Here is a 13,844-nt window from a genome sequence, read left to right as displayed (position 1 = left end):
GTGCCAGCGGTGTCAGGGCTGAAAGTGGCCGTCCACCGCCAGTGCAGCGCTTAGCGCCGCCGTCAGCTGCGTCAGCTGTGCGGCAGAAATCAGATAAGGTGGCATCAGGTAAATCAGCTTACCGAACGGGCGAATCCATACGCCGCGTTCCACGAAGAACTGCTGCAGCGCCGCCATGTTCACCGGCTGATGGGTCTCAATCACGCCAATCGCCCCCAGCACGCGCGCATCCGCCACCATCGGATGGTCGCGCAGCGGCAGCAGTTCCGCACGCAGCTGCTGTTCAATCGCCGCCACCTGCGCCGGCCAGTGCCCTTCGTTGATCAGCTTCAGGCTTTCGACTGCCACCGCACAGGCCAGCGGATTGCCCATAAACGTCGGACCGTGCATAAAGCAGCCCGCCGCGCTGCGGCTGATGGTATCGGCGACGTCGCGCGTGGTCAGGGTGGCGGAGAGCGTCAGGGTGCCGCCGGTCAGCGCCTTGCCGAGACACAAAATGTCCGGCGTGATGCCGGCGTGTTCGCAGGCAAACAGCTTGCCGCTGCGGCCGAAGCCGGTGGCGATCTCATCGGCGATCAGCAATAAACCGTAGCGATCGCACAGCGTCCGCACCTGTTGCAGATAGCGTGGATGGTAGAAACGCATGCCGCCGGCACCCTGCACGATAGGTTCGAGGATCACCGCGGCGATACTGCGATGGTGCTGCTCGATTAGCCGGGCGAAATCGGCAATATCGTTGTCATCCCAGTCATCGTCAAAGCCACACTGCGGCGCGCGGGCGAACAGATGCTCCGGCAGGTAGCCGCGCCACAGGCTGTGCATGGAGTTTTCCGGATCGCAGACCGACATGGCGGCAAACGTATCGCCGTGATAACCGCGCTGCAGCGTGAGGAATTTCTGCCGCGTCTCTCCGCGTCCCAGCCAGTACTGCAGCGCCATTTTCATCGACACTTCGACGGCGATCGAGCCAGAATCGGCGAGGAACACGCACTCCAGCGCCTCGGGCGTCATGGCGATCAGCTGGCGGCTCAGCTCCACGGCTGGCGGATGGGTGATGCCGCCGAACATCACGTGTGACATCTGCGCCATCTGCTGCTGCAACGCCTGATTGAGGCGCGGATGGTTATAGCCGTGGATCGCTGCCCACCACGACGACATGCCGTCGACCAGCTCACGTCCATCAGCCAGCTGCAGCGTGCAGCCGTGCGCGGCCACCACCGGGTAGCACGGCAGCGGATCGCGCATTGAGGTGTAAGGATGCCAGATATGCTGGCGGTCAAAGCGGAGGTCGTCCTGTGTGAACATCTGTCTTGTAAACCATTTTGAAAAGATTTAGTTTACAAGTATAACCACGTTAATCGTCAGGATGAACCCCCTTTTTTGGAGTAAGCAATGGCTAATCGCTGGACACTGGCTCAGGCTCAGGCGCTATTTGATAAACCTTTTCTCGAGCTGATGTTTGAAGCACAGCAGGTGCACCGCCAGCACTTCGACCCGCGTCAGGTGCAGGTCAGCACGCTGCTGTCGATCAAAACCGGCGCCTGTCCGGAAGACTGTAAATACTGTCCGCAGAGCGCGCGTTACAAAACCGGGCTGGAAACCGAGCGCCTGATGGAGGTGGAAGCGGTGCTGGAATCGGCGCGCAAGGCCAAAGCAGCCGGCTCCAGCCGCTTCTGCATGGGCGCAGCGTGGAAAAACCCGCACGAGCGCGACATGCCGTACCTGGAGCAGATGGTGCAGGGCGTGAAAGCCATGGGCATGGAAACCTGCATGACGCTGGGAACGCTCGACCACGATCAGGCGCAGCGGCTGGCCAGCGCCGGGCTCGATTTTTACAACCATAACCTCGATACCTCGCCGGAGTTTTACGGCAGCATCATCACCACCCGTACCTATCAGGAGCGTCTTGATACGCTGGATAAAGTGCGCAATGCCGGCATCAAAGTATGCTCGGGCGGCATTGTCGGGCTGGGCGAAACGGTCAACGACCGCGCCGGATTGCTGGTGCAGCTGGCCAACCTGCCCACGCCGCCGGAGAGCGTGCCGATTAACATGCTGGTGAAAGTCAAAGGCACGCCGCTGGCGGATAACGATGACGTCGAGCCGTTCGACTTTATCCGCACCATTGCCGTGGCGCGCATCATGATGCCGACCTCGCACGTGCGTCTGTCGGCCGGTCGCGAGCAGATGAGCGAACAGACCCAGGCGATGTGCTTCATGGCGGGTGCCAACTCGATTTTCTACGGCTGCAAGCTGCTGACCACGCCGAACCCGGAAGAGGACAAAGATCTGATCCTGTTCCGCAAGCTGGGCCTGAATCCGGAGCACACCGCAACGACTGCGGGCGATAACGAACAGCAGCATCAGCTCAGCGAGCAGTTGCTGCACGCCGACAGCGCGCAGTTCTATAACGCGGCCGTGTAAATGTGGTCTGAACGTATTGCGCAGGCGCTGACGGCGCAGCGTGCCGCCGACGGCTGGCGGCAGCGGCGGCGCATTGAGCACAACAGCGTGCGTGAAATTACCCTCGACGGGCAGCGCTATCGCCACTTCTCCAGTAATGATTACCTCGGCCTGAGCCAGCATCCGGCGGTGATGGCCGCCTGGCAGCAGGGCGTGCGCGAGGCAGGCGTCGGTGCTGGGGCTTCCGGCCACGTCACTGGCTACAGCCGTCATCATGCGCAGCTGGAACAGCAGCTGGCATCCTGGCTCGGCTACCCGCGCGCGCTGCTGTTTATCTCCGGCTTTGCCGCCAACCAGGCAGTAATCCATCTGCTGGCGCAAAAGTCGGATCGCATTATCGCTGACAAACTGGCGCACGCCTCGCTGCTGGATGCCGCCAGCCACAGTCCGGCAACGCTGCGCCGTTTTGCCCACAACCAGCCGGCCAGCCTGGCGAAGCTGCTGGCGACGCGCGCGGAAGGCGGCACGCTGGTGGTGACCGAGGGCGTATTCAGCATGGATGGCGACAGTGCGCCGCTGGCTGAACTTGCCGCCGAAACCCGGCGCGCGGGCGGCTGGCTGCTGGTGGACGATGCGCACGGCATTGGCGTCACCGGTGAGCAGGGGCGCGGCAGCTGCTGGCAGCAGCAGGTGAAACCGGAATTGCTGGTGGTGACTTTTGGTAAAGGCTTTGGCGTCAGCGGCGCCGCGCTGCTGTGTGATGACGCTACCGCAGATTACGTCGAGCAATTCTCGCGCCATTTAATCTATTCCACCGCCATGCCGCCGGCGCAGTGTTGTGCGCTGCTGGCGGCGCTGGCGCAGATCCAGCAGGGCGACGCGCTGCGCGCGCGGTTGCAGCAAAATATTGCCCGCTTTCGCGCGGGAGCGGCGCAGTTGCCGTGGCAGCTAATGGCCTCTGACAGCGCCATTCAGCCGCTGATCGTTGGCGAAAACCGTGCCGCGCTGGCGCTGTCACAGCGGCTGGCGCAGGCCGGTTGCTGGGTGAGCGCGATCCGGCCACCGACGGTGCCGCCGGGTACGGCGCGGCTGCGCATTACGCTCACCGCGGCGCATCATCCCGAAGATATCGACGCGTTGCTGGAGGCACTGTATGACGCTGCAGGTGAATAAACAGGCGGTGGCGCAGGCGTTTGGCCGGGCGGCCGCGCACTACGAACAGCATGCTCAGCTGCAGCGCCAGAGCGGCGAGGCGCTGCTGGCGCTGGCGCCGGCCGGATTTGGCCCGCAGCTGCTGGATGCCGGCTGCGGCACCGGCTGGTTCAGCCGCTACTGGCGCGATCGCGGTCGCCAGGTCTGCGCGCTGGATCTGTCACCGGCGATGCTGCAGGCGGCGCGCGAACAGCACTCGGCGCACGACTATTTACAGGGCGATATCGACCAGTTACCGCTGGCAGATAACAGCGTCGACGGCGTCTGGAGCAACCTGGCGGTGCAGTGGAGCAGCGATCTGCGCACCGCGCTGCTGCAGTTTCTGCGCGTGACGCGCCCGGGCGGCAGCGTGCTGTTCTCGACGCTGCTCGACGGCTCGCTGCAGGAGGTGCACCAGGCGTGGGCGCAGATCGATGGTCGGCGTCACGCCAATCGCTTCCTCAGCGGCGATGCCTTTGCCCTGGCGACCGCGGGCCTGCCGCTGCGCAGCCAGACGCAGATCGTCACGCTGCACTTCCCCAGCGCGCTCAGTGCCATGCGCTCGCTGAAAGGCATCGGCGCAACGCATCTGCACGATGGGCGACACGCGGCCCTGCTGACGCGCCCGCAGCTGGCGCAGCTGGAGCAGCACTGGCCGCAGGATGCGCACGGCTATCGTCTCAGTTATCACCTGATGTATGGAGTTTTACAAAAATGACACGCTGGTTTATTACCGGAACTGACACCGAAGTGGGCAAAACAGTCGCCAGCGGCGCCCTGTTGCAGGCGGCCAGCGCCGCGGGATTACGCACGGCTGGCTACAAACCGGTGGCCTCCGGCTGCGAGGTCACGCCCGACGGCGTACGCAACAGCGACGCGCTGGCGCTGCAGCGCTACAGCAGCCTGGCGCTGAGCTATGAGCAGGTGAACCCGCTGGCGTTCATCGAACCGACGTCGCCGCATATCGTCAGCGCGGAAGAGGGCAGGCCGATTGAATTTGCGCAGCTCTCCGCTGGCTTACGCGCGCTGGAGCAGCAGGCTGAATGGGTGCTGGTGGAAGGTGCGGGCGGCTGGTTCACGCCGCTGTCCGCGACGCAAACTTACGCCGACTGGGTCGCCGCCGAGCAGCTGCCGGTGATTCTGGTGGTCGGCGTGAAGCTCGGTTGCATCAACCACGCCATGCTGACGGCGGAGGCGGTGAAGGCGCGCGGGTTGCGCCTCGCCGGCTGGATTGCCAATGACATCCAGCCGCCGGGTAAGCGACATGCGGAATATCTGGCGACGCTGCAACAGCGCATTATGGCCCCGTTCCTCGGTGAGATTCCGTGGCTGAGCAGCGCGGCACAGCAGGCCGACTGTGGCCGTTACCTTACCCTGCCACAGTAAATGGCGCGGCGGCGCAGCACTCTGCGCCGCACGCTACCGACGCTAGGTGGCCGTTAACCACTTACTCACCGTGACATCATCCAGCTGCGCCACGCTGCCTTGCGCCACGTTGCGGCCACGATGCAGCAGCAGAAAATAGTCTGCCACGCGGCGAATGAACGACACATGCTGTTCCAGCAGCAGAATCGTCAGGCCATAGTCGCGGTTCAGGCGGCGAATCAGATTCCCCATCTCCTCCTCCAGCCACGGCGACATGCCTTCGGTGGGTTCATCGAGGATCAATAGTTTCGGCTGCAGCACCAGCGCGCGCGCCAGGGCCAGCTGCTGCTGCTGATCCATCGGCAGTTCGCCGCTGCGCTGATGACGCAGCGAGTAGAGCGCCGGAAACAGATCGAACACCATCTCGGGAATAGCGCGGCTGCGATCGTCCTGTGCCGCCATCAGCGCAATCAGCAGGTTATCTTCCACGCTCATCTGGGAAAAGATGTGGCGTCCCTGTGGTACGTAGCCGATGCCCATGCGCGCGCGTTGCTCAGCAGGCTGCAGCAGCAGGTTTTCCGGCGGCGCGCCGTCTTCCTGCCAGGTCATCGATCCACTATTAATGGGCAGGCGACCCATAATACAGTTCACCAGCGTGGTTTTGCCCATCCCCGGGCTGCCCAGCACGCCGGTGCAGGTGCCTGGCGGCAGATCGAGATCCACATCCCATAAAATATGGTTCTGACCGTAAAATTGATTCACCGAACGTAAACTCAGCATCTGACATTCTCCTTCCAGATTATTCGCCTGAATGCTCCCGCTCTGTGTCGTCTGGCATACAGTCATGCACAATGGCTATTGGGACACTGCTGTCGCCGGCGGCGCTTGTTCATCCTGCCGGCATGGACTCGTCACTCCACCGTTAATTCACTGCAATTCCCAGGCCAGATCCGCCAAAGCAGCCTCAACCGGGGTAAAAGGCAGCGAAAATCGCCATAATTGATGAGAAAAGCTTAACAATTGCCCACAGTAATAACTCGCGTGCACCTTGACGGTGCTGACTGCTTAACGTTTCTGGTGCATCTGTGCTGTCATAAGGCAGGGACTGAAGAAATAAGTGGCCTTAACGCTGGGCTTTTTCCCGTTACGGCACGATGGGGTACGCCAAAAGAATAGTTAAAGCCGCACGGGATGATGGAAAAATAATCGCAAAAAAAATTTTTTCGCACGGCAGGATAAGCGAGGGGAAAATTATACACAGCCGATGGACGTGGGGCTGGATTCAGTTATCCACTATTCCTGTGGATAACCTTGTGCATTAGCGACTGAAAACCGGGCGCAAGCGAGGAAATACGCGGGTTGCATACATAATGCTGCGAAACTGGGCTTTTAAGCCAATCTCTTTTAAATCAGCAGGTTATTTAAAAGCAAGCCTGAGAATTGTCTGGCTTGTCATCAGACTGCAATTTAATGACGCTCTATTGACAATTGTTAAAAGCGTTGCTCGTCTGGGGATAACCTTGCGCAACAAACGCTTCCGGATTACCGCATAAATTACGCTGAAGCGAATCGCGACATCTCCCCATCATCGTGCAGCATATCTGTAATTATATCCAGTATTTTTTTCTGGCAAAATCGCCATAGCAGAGTAGAATTACCAGCCTGCCCGCCGACTTCTTCAGCAGGAACCGTAATACCATGAGTAAAGCCTTTAAACTCAACTCCGCTTTCAAACCTTCAGGCGATCAGCCTGAGGCGATTCGTCGCCTTGAAGAAGGGCTGGAGGATGGACTGGCGCACCAGACGCTGCTGGGGGTTACCGGTTCAGGAAAAACTTTTACCATCGCCAACGTCATTGCCGATCTCAACCGGCCGACCATGGTAATGGCACCGAATAAAACGCTGGCGGCACAGCTGTATGGCGAGATGAAAGAGTTCTTTCCGGATAATGCCGTCGAGTTCTTCGTCTCCTACTACGACTACTATCAGCCCGAAGCCTACGTGCCCAGTTCGGATACCTTCATCGAGAAAGATGCGGCGGTAAACGAGCACATCGAGCAGATGCGTCTCTCTGCCACTAAAGCGATGCTGGAGCGCCGCGACGTGATTGTGGTGGCGTCGGTTTCTGCTATCTACGGCCTGGGCGATCCCGATCTCTACCTGAAAATGATGCTGCATCTGACGCGCGGCATGATCATCGACCAGCGCAGCATCCTGCGCCGCCTCGCCGAACTGCAGTACACCCGCAACGATCAGGTTTTCCAGCGCGGCACCTTCCGCGTGCGCGGCGAAGTGATCGATATCTTCCCGGCGGAATCTGATGACATTGGTCTGCGTGTAGAGCTGTTTGATGAAGAGGTTGAGCGCCTGTCGCTGTTCGACCCGCTGACCGGCCAGGTGATCTCGGTGATTCCGCGTTTCACTATCTACCCGAAAACGCACTATGTGACGCCGCGCGAGCGTATTCTGCAGGCGATGGAAGAGATCAAGGATGAGCTGGCGGTGCGGCGCAAAGTGCTGCTGGAAAACAACAAACTGCTGGAAGAGCAGCGCATCACCCAGCGCACCCAGTTTGACCTCGAAATGATGAACGAACTCGGCTACTGCTCGGGCATTGAAAACTATTCGCGCTATCTCTCCGGGCGCGGACCGGGTGAGCCGCCGCCGACGCTGTTTGATTACCTGCCGGCGGATGGCCTGCTGGTGGTCGATGAATCCCACGTGACTATTCCGCAGATTGGCGGCATGTATCGCGGTGACCGCGCGCGTAAAGAGACGCTGGTGGAGTACGGTTTCCGCCTGCCGTCGGCGCTGGACAACCGTCCGCTGCGCTTTGAAGAGTTTGAAGCGCTGGCACCGCAGACCATTTACGTCTCGGCCACGCCAGGTAACTACGAGCTGGAGAAATCGGGCGGCGACGTCATCGATCAGGTGGTGCGGCCTACCGGTCTGCTCGATCCGATTCTTGAGGTGCGTCCGGTGGCGACCCAGGTCGACGATCTGCTGTCGGAGATCCGCAAGCGCGTCGAAATCAACGAGCGCGTGCTGGTCACCACGCTGACCAAGCGCATGGCCGAAGACCTCACCGAGTATCTTGAAGAGCACGGCGAGAAGGTGCGTTATCTGCACTCCGACATTGATACCGTTGAACGTATGGAGATCATTCGCGATCTGCGTCTCGGGGAGTTTGACGTGCTGGTGGGGATCAACCTGCTGCGCGAAGGGCTGGATATGCCGGAAGTGTCGCTGGTGGCGATTCTGGACGCCGATAAAGAGGGCTTCCTGCGCTCCGAGCGCTCGCTGATTCAGACCATCGGACGCGCGGCGCGTAACGTCAACGGCAGAGCGATTCTCTACGCAGATAAGATCACGCCGTCGATGGCGCGGGCGATGGAAGAGACCGAGCGCCGCCGCGAGAAGCAGCAGCGCTATAACGAAGAGCGGGGCATTGTGCCGCAGGGCCTGAACAAGAAAATCACCGATATTCTTGAGCTGGGCAAAAACGTGGTGAAAACGCGCGGTAAAGGTAAAACGGCTTCACGCACTGCCGCCGAGGCTGAGGCCAGCTATCTGGCGCTCACGCCCCAGGCCATGCAGAAGAAGATCCACGAGCTGGAAGGGCAGATGCAGCAGCACGCGCAGAACCTGGAGTTCGAAGAGGCCGCGCGGGTGCGCGACCAGCTGCACGAGCTGCGTGAACTGTTTATCGCCGCCTCTTAATCTGAAGCCGGCGGTCGCGTTGCGCGCCGGCTAAACCGCCTGAATGACATGTTCCAGCGCGCGGCGCAGCAGCTGGCGGTCGTGACGATAGCGGATATCGGCGGCTTCCAGCGGTTCGCGCACGATCAACCGCTCAGTGACGCCGCGCGTGTCTGCTGACGGGCCGACCACTACAGCGTCAATCACCCGTTTGCCAATGGCTTTTTCCATCATCGCCAGCTTGTCGGCGACCGTCAGGCTGGCCGCCGCCGGGCTCAGTTCGCGACCGAGATTTCCGATGAACACCATGGTGGCGGGCGTCCGGCGCAGCGCGCGTGCCATCTCCTCCATCAGCAGAATCGGCATCAGGCTGGTGTAAAAGCTGCCGGGACCAATCAGGATCAAATCGGCCTCGGCGACGGCGTCCAGCGCTTCACGCGTCGGCACCACATTGGGGTGCAGCATCAGCTCTTCCGGCGCCTGCTTCATTTCGTCAATCGCCGTTTCGCCGTACACCATATTGCCTTCGCTATCCTGCGCGACCAGGTCCACCGGCTGCTCTGACATCGGAATCAGAAACGCATCCACCTTCAGCAGGTTGCGGATAATGTTGATGGCTTCCAGCGGACGCACGCTGAGGTGATCGAGCGCTTTCAGGATCAGATTGCCCAGATTATGCCCGGCCAGTTCGCCGTTGCCGGTAAAGCGATACTCGAACATGGCAGAGGCCACGCTGGGTTCGGTGATCAGCTGATTAATGCAGTTGCGCATGTCGCCCCAGGCAATGCCGCCTTCTGAACGGCGTATGCGGCCGGTGGATCCGCCGTTGTCGGTGGTGGTGACGATGCCGGTCAGGCGTGAGCCCAGCGGCGCCAGCGCCGACATCACGCGGCCAAGGCCGTGGCCGCCGCCGAGTGCCACCACGCGATCCAAATCTGCCAGGGTACGATTCATGCTGCTCCTTAAAAACGCCGCACGTGAGGTGCAGACGGCGTTCAACTGATGTGTATCAATATCTGTCGCGCATTTTACCGTATCCTGTCGCGAAAATGCGGTGAAATAACGTTATGTATCAATATATATAGCGATAAATGCTGATGGATGCGAGCGTCAAATCGCGCTACCATTTGCTTTAACCGTGTTGTCCACAATGACAACAGACTCCCAAGCCTTGCGTTCCTAAGTCGTGTGATATGGATGCCTGGCCGCAGCCGCGAGCTGCCAGGGTGCAGAAAGAAATGACTGCATCTCCCGTACTTTGGAAAGGTGTTCAGGTGCCACAATTTACAGATGCCTATGCGCGCAGCTTTTATTATCTGCGCCTGTCGGTCACGGATGTGTGTAACTTCCGTTGTACCTACTGCCTGCCCGACGGCTACCGGCCGAACGGCGTGCACAACAAAAGTTTTCTCTCGCTGGATGAGATTCGTCGCGTGACGCGTGCCTTTGCGGCGGCGGGCACCGAAAAAGTGCGCCTGACCGGCGGCGAACCCTCGATGCGGCGCGACTTCACCGATATCATTGCCGCCGTGCGCGACAACGCGGCGATCCGCCAGATCGCCATGACCACCAATGGCTACCGCATGGCGCGCGACGTCGGCGCCTGGCGTGCGGCAGGCCTCACTCATATCAATGTCAGCGTCGACAGCCTTGACGCACGGCAGTTTCACGCCATTACCGGGCAGAACAAGTTTCATGAAGTCATGGCGGGGATTGATGCGGCCTTTGATGCCGGTTTCAGCACCGTCAAAGTCAACAGCGTGCTGATGCGCGACGTCAACAGCCACAGTCTGGAGACCTTTCTGGCGTGGATCCGCACCCGGCCGATTCAGCTGCGCTTTATCGAGCTGATGGAAACCGGCGAGGGCGGCGATCTGTTCCGCCGTCATCATGTGTCCGGCGAGGTGATTCGCGATCAGCTGATCATGCAGGGCTGGCAGCGCCAGCCGCGCGGCCGCAGCGATGGTCCGGCCCAGGTGTTCCGCCATCCGGATTATCAGGGTGAAGTCGGCCTGATCATGCCGTATGAAAAAGATTTCTGCGCCAGCTGTAATCGTCTGCGCGTATCGGCGATCGGTAACCTGCATCTGTGCCTGTTTGGCGACGGCGGCGTGCCGCTGCGCGATCTGCTGGCCTCCGACGATCAGCAGGCCGAGCTACAGGCGCGCATCGCTCACAGCCTCGGGCAGAAGAAGCAGACGCATTTCCTGCATCAGGGCAATACCGGCATCACGCAGAATCTCTCCTTCATTGGTGGCTAAACACAGGAGTTACGGCCATGGGTAAACCTTCCGGCGATTTTGTCGCCTTAAATGCGGCGGTGATGACCGTCTCTGACAGCCGCGACGCCAGCAGTGACAGCTCCGGCGACTATCTGCGTGAGGCGCTGACCGAAGCCGGGCATCAGGTGGTCGATCACGCCATCGTCCCGGACAACCGTTATCGCATCCGCGCCACGGTGTCGCGCTGGATCGCCAGTGAAGATGTGCAGGTGGTGCTGATTAACGGCGGTACCGGCTTTAACAGTAAAAACAGTACGCCGGAAGCGCTGCTGCCGCTGCTGGATCGCGAAATTGACGGCTTTGGTGAACTGTTTCGCATGATCTCTTACGAGGAGATCGGCAGCGCGACGCTGCAATCACGCGCGGTGGCCGGTCTGGCCAACCAGACGCTGCTGTTTGCCGTGCCGGGCTCAACCGGTGCCTGCCGCAGTGCATGGGAGCGGATTATTGAAGCCCAGCTGGATGCGCGTACGCGTCCGTGTAATTTTGTCTCACATTTGAAGAAGTTATAAGCATGTCCTCGTTAACCCATATCAACGCGGCCGGCGAAGCCCACATGGTGGACGTCTCCGGCAAAACTGACACCGTGCGAGAAGCGCAGGCGGAAGCGCTGGTGCTGATGCAGCCGGCCACGCTGCAAATGATCCTCGACGGCAGCCATGACAAAGGCGATGTTTTCGCCACCGCACGCATTGCCGGCATCCAGGCGGCGAAGCGTACCTGGGAACTGATTCCGCTGTGCCATCCGCTGATGCTGAGCAAAGTCGAGGTGACGCTGGTGGCTGAGCCGGAGCACAGCCGCGTACGCATTACCTCGCGCTGTCGCCTGAGCGGCAAAACCGGCGTGGAAATGGAAGCGCTGACCGCCGCGTCGGTCGCGGCGCTGACCATCTACGACATGTGCAAAGCGGTGCAGAAAGATATCGTCATCGACCAGCTGCGGCTGCTGAGCAAAAGCGGCGGTAAATCCGGTGATTTCCAGGCGGTGCGCCATGATTAAGGTGCTGTTTTTTGCCCAGGTGCGCGAACTGACCGGCACCGCCACGCTGGATCTGGCGGCAGAGTATGCTGACGTCGCCACGCTGCGCGCTGCGCTGGCGCAGAAAAGCGATCGCTGGGCGCTGGCGCTGGAGTCCGGCAAGCTGCTGGCGGCGGTGAATCAGACGCTGGTGCCGATGAATCATCCGCTGCGCGCCGGCGATGAAGTGGCGTTCTTCCCGCCGGTTACCGGAGGCTGAGCATGACAACCCGAATTCGCGTCGGCAGCGCGCCGTTTAACGTTGGCGACGAGTATGCGCTGCTGGCAGCGCATGACAGCGACGGCGCGGTCGTCACCTTCACCGGCAAAGTCCGCAACCACAATCTTGGCGACAGCGTGGCCGCGTTAACGCTGGAGCACTATCCGGGTATGACGGAAAAAGCGCTGGCAGAGATTGTGGCGGATGCGCGTCAGCGCTGGGCGCTGCAGCAGGTGACGGTGATTCATCGCGTAGGCGAACTGTTCCCCGGTGATGAGATCGTGTTCGTTGGCGTCAGCAGCGCCCATCGCGGCAGCGCCTTTGCCGCCAGTGAATTCATCATGGATTACCTGAAAACCCGCGCGCCGTTCTGGAAGCGCGAAGCCACCGCGCAGGGCGATCGCTGGGTCGATGCCCGCGACAGCGACCATCAGGCCGCTGAACGCTGGAACTAGCGCGCAAAATCCGCCCGCGCTGATAGCCGCCAGACCACGAAAACGGTAAGGTACGGTTTTTGCTGGCTTATCAGGGAGCAGGATGAACACCAACACGATATTACGCGGCGCAGCGCTGCTGGCTGCGCTGGTGCTGGCCGGATGCAGCACCAAAAAGGAGCCGCAGCTACCGGCCCGCCAGCCCGCTGACGTGAAAGCGCAGATTCAGCAATTGCTGCCCGCCCATGTGACGCAAAAATCGGCCTGGGCCGACGACATCTATACCGCGCTGCGCGTGCAGCACATCGACGCCAGCGCCAGCAACATTTGCGCGGTGATCGCCGTGACCGATCAGGAATCTAACTTCAGCGCCGATGCCACCGTGCCGGGTCTGCCAAAAATCGCCTGGGCGGAGATTGACCGCCGCGCCGCCAGCGTGCACGTGCCGGCGTTTCTGGTGCGCACCGCGTTACTGATCAAATCCTCCAACGGCGAGAGCTACGCGGCACGTCTCGATAAGGTGCACAGCGAGAAAGAGCTGAGCGCCATTTTTGATGACTTTATCGATATGGTGCCGATGGGGCAGAAGCTGTTCGGTAATCTCAACCCAATCCACACCGGCGGGCCGATGCAGGTCAGCATTGCCTTTGCCGAAGCGCATGCGCAGGGCTATCCATACCCGATTGACGGTTCAATCCGGCGCGAAGTGTTTAGCCGGCGCGGCGGTATCTACTTCGGCACGCTGCACCTGCTGGGCTATCCGGTAGACTACAGCCAGCCGCTGTATCGCTTCGCCGACTTCAACGCCGGCTGGTACGCCAGCCGCAACGCCGCGTTCCAGGCTGCGGTGGCGCGTGCCAGCGGCATCAAACTGGCGCTGGACGGCGACCTGATCCGCTACGGCAGCGAACAGGCGAGCGCCACCGAACTGGCGGTGCGCACGCTGGCGAAGCAGCTGGACATGAGCCCGCGGGAAATTCGCCGCGATCTGGAGAAGGGCGACAGCGAAAGCTTCAGCGACAGCACGCTGTGGAAACAGACCTTTATCCTCGCCGATAAGATGGCGGGAAAACGTCTGCCGCGCGAAGTGCTGCCGGGCATTAAGCTGGAGAGCCCGAAAATTACCCGTAATCTCACCACCGCGTGGTTTGCCCAGCGGGTTGACGGGCGATATCAGCAGTGTATGACGCGCCGTTGACGATCGGTGGTGTACACTTCACACTGACGTTATC

Annotated in this window: 14 protein-coding genes and 1 riboswitch; of the genes, 11 read left to right on the top strand and 3 right to left on the bottom strand. The window is 60.7% G+C overall.

The features are described from left to right. Positions 1–12 precede the first annotated feature (12 nt). On the bottom strand, positions 13–1,305 hold the full coding sequence (bioA, locus tag H7K56_RS04780) for an adenosylmethionine--8-amino-7-oxononanoate transaminase (RefSeq protein ID WP_104092710.1): 1,293 nt from the start codon (positions 1,303–1,305) through the stop codon (positions 13–15). Positions 1,306–1,392: 87 nt separating this feature from the next. Here bioA and bioB point away from each other — a divergent pair, with 87 nt between their 5' ends. From bioB to bioD, 4 genes are read left to right on the top strand one after another with little or no spacing between them, the layout of a single operon-like run. Further along, complete coding sequence (gene bioB, locus H7K56_RS04775) at positions 1,393–2,424, top strand: biotin synthase BioB (protein ID WP_058757850.1); 1,032 nt, start codon at positions 1,393–1,395, stop codon at positions 2,422–2,424. Then, positions 2,425–3,576, top strand: coding sequence for an 8-amino-7-oxononanoate synthase (gene bioF, locus H7K56_RS04770; protein WP_141496539.1), 1,152 nt, complete (start codon positions 2,425–2,427; stop codon positions 3,574–3,576). Then, complete coding sequence (bioC, locus tag H7K56_RS04765) at positions 3,557–4,312, top strand: malonyl-ACP O-methyltransferase BioC (protein ID WP_058757848.1); 756 nt, start codon at positions 3,557–3,559, stop codon at positions 4,310–4,312. The genes bioF and bioC overlap by 20 nt, the downstream gene beginning before the upstream one ends. Beyond that, positions 4,309–4,980 (top strand): dethiobiotin synthase, encoded by a 672-nt coding sequence (gene bioD, locus H7K56_RS04760; RefSeq protein WP_150361778.1) that lies wholly within the window; start codon positions 4,309–4,311, stop codon positions 4,978–4,980. Before bioC ends, bioD begins: the two co-directional genes overlap by 4 nt. 42 nt (positions 4,981–5,022) lie before the next feature. On the opposite strand, the gene H7K56_RS04755 is transcribed toward bioD, so the two are convergent. After that, positions 5,023–5,739: an ABC transporter ATP-binding protein gene (locus tag H7K56_RS04755; protein WP_021508499.1), complete on the bottom strand. Its 717-nt coding sequence runs from the start codon at positions 5,737–5,739 to the stop codon at positions 5,023–5,025. Between the two features lie 918 nt (positions 5,740–6,657). On the opposite strand from H7K56_RS04755, the gene uvrB reads away from it, so the two are divergent. Continuing rightward, positions 6,658–8,679 carry an excinuclease ABC subunit UvrB gene (gene uvrB / locus H7K56_RS04750; RefSeq protein WP_021508497.1) on the top strand — a complete coding sequence of 674 codons (2,022 nt, stop codon included), beginning with the start codon at positions 6,658–6,660 and terminating at the stop codon, positions 8,677–8,679. Between the two features lie 30 nt (positions 8,680–8,709). Here the strand turns inward: uvrB and H7K56_RS04745 are convergent, their stop codons facing one another. Further along, positions 8,710–9,612 carry a gluconeogenesis factor YvcK family protein gene (locus H7K56_RS04745; RefSeq protein WP_150361779.1) on the bottom strand — a complete coding sequence of 301 codons (903 nt, stop codon included), beginning with the start codon at positions 9,610–9,612 and terminating at the stop codon, positions 8,710–8,712. A 195-nt stretch (positions 9,613–9,807) separates the two neighbouring features. Next, positions 9,808–9,944: riboswitch (molybdenum cofactor riboswitch) on the top strand. Between H7K56_RS04745 and moaA the strand changes: the two genes are divergently transcribed. The 6 genes from moaA (at position 9,933) to H7K56_RS04715 (ending at position 13,810) form a co-directional block, all read left to right on the top strand. Continuing rightward, positions 9,933–10,919: a GTP 3',8-cyclase MoaA gene (moaA, locus tag H7K56_RS04740; protein WP_021508495.1), complete on the top strand. Its 987-nt coding sequence runs from the start codon at positions 9,933–9,935 to the stop codon at positions 10,917–10,919. (Overlaps the previous riboswitch by 12 nt.) Before the next feature lie 17 nt (positions 10,920–10,936). Continuing rightward, positions 10,937–11,452, top strand: a complete 516-nt coding sequence (gene moaB, locus H7K56_RS04735; RefSeq protein WP_058769469.1) for a molybdenum cofactor biosynthesis protein B — start codon at positions 10,937–10,939, stop codon at positions 11,450–11,452. Positions 11,453–11,454: 2 nt separating this feature from the next. Next, positions 11,455–11,940 carry a cyclic pyranopterin monophosphate synthase MoaC gene (gene moaC, locus H7K56_RS04730; RefSeq protein ID WP_058757847.1) on the top strand — a complete coding sequence of 162 codons (486 nt, stop codon included), beginning with the start codon at positions 11,455–11,457 and terminating at the stop codon, positions 11,938–11,940. Then, on the top strand, positions 11,933–12,178 hold the full coding sequence (moaD, locus tag H7K56_RS04725; RefSeq protein ID WP_058757846.1) for a molybdopterin synthase sulfur carrier subunit: 246 nt from the start codon (positions 11,933–11,935) through the stop codon (positions 12,176–12,178). The genes moaC and moaD overlap by 8 nt, the downstream gene beginning before the upstream one ends. A gap of 2 nt (positions 12,179–12,180) precedes the next feature. Then, positions 12,181–12,633, top strand: coding sequence for a molybdopterin synthase catalytic subunit MoaE (moaE, locus tag H7K56_RS04720; RefSeq protein WP_021508491.1), 453 nt, complete (start codon positions 12,181–12,183; stop codon positions 12,631–12,633). 82 nt (positions 12,634–12,715) lie between these two features. Beyond that, positions 12,716–13,810, top strand: coding sequence for a DUF1615 domain-containing protein (locus tag H7K56_RS04715; RefSeq protein ID WP_104092716.1), 1,095 nt, complete (start codon positions 12,716–12,718; stop codon positions 13,808–13,810). Positions 13,811–13,844 lie beyond the last annotated feature (34 nt).

The organism is Pantoea dispersa (assembly GCF_014155765.1).
GTDB classification, from domain to species: Bacteria; Pseudomonadota; Gammaproteobacteria; order Enterobacterales; family Enterobacteriaceae; genus Pantoea; species Pantoea dispersa.
This window is presented reverse-complemented; position numbering and strand designations above follow the sequence as displayed.

Coding starts and splice junctions, on each gene's coding strand:
- bioA (WP_104092710.1), bottom strand. CDS start 1,305: ATGTTCACACAGGACGACCTCCGCTTTGACCGCCAGCATATCTGGCAT.
- bioB (WP_058757850.1), top strand. CDS start 1,393: ATGGCTAATCGCTGGACACTGGCTCAGGCTCAGGCGCTATTTGATAAA.
- bioF (WP_141496539.1), top strand. CDS start 2,425: ATGTGGTCTGAACGTATTGCGCAGGCGCTGACGGCGCAGCGTGCCGCC.
- bioC (WP_058757848.1), top strand. CDS start 3,557: ATGACGCTGCAGGTGAATAAACAGGCGGTGGCGCAGGCGTTTGGCCGG.
- bioD (WP_150361778.1), top strand. CDS start 4,309: ATGACACGCTGGTTTATTACCGGAACTGACACCGAAGTGGGCAAAACA.
- H7K56_RS04755 (WP_021508499.1), bottom strand. CDS start 5,739: ATGCTGAGTTTACGTTCGGTGAATCAATTTTACGGTCAGAACCATATT.
- uvrB (WP_021508497.1), top strand. CDS start 6,658: ATGAGTAAAGCCTTTAAACTCAACTCCGCTTTCAAACCTTCAGGCGAT.
- H7K56_RS04745 (WP_150361779.1), bottom strand. CDS start 9,612: ATGAATCGTACCCTGGCAGATTTGGATCGCGTGGTGGCACTCGGCGGC.
- moaB (WP_058769469.1), top strand. CDS start 10,937: ATGGGTAAACCTTCCGGCGATTTTGTCGCCTTAAATGCGGCGGTGATG.
- moaC (WP_058757847.1), top strand. CDS start 11,455: ATGTCCTCGTTAACCCATATCAACGCGGCCGGCGAAGCCCACATGGTG.
- moaD (WP_058757846.1), top strand. CDS start 11,933: ATGATTAAGGTGCTGTTTTTTGCCCAGGTGCGCGAACTGACCGGCACC.
- moaE (WP_021508491.1), top strand. CDS start 12,181: ATGACAACCCGAATTCGCGTCGGCAGCGCGCCGTTTAACGTTGGCGAC.
- H7K56_RS04715 (WP_104092716.1), top strand. CDS start 12,716: ATGAACACCAACACGATATTACGCGGCGCAGCGCTGCTGGCTGCGCTG.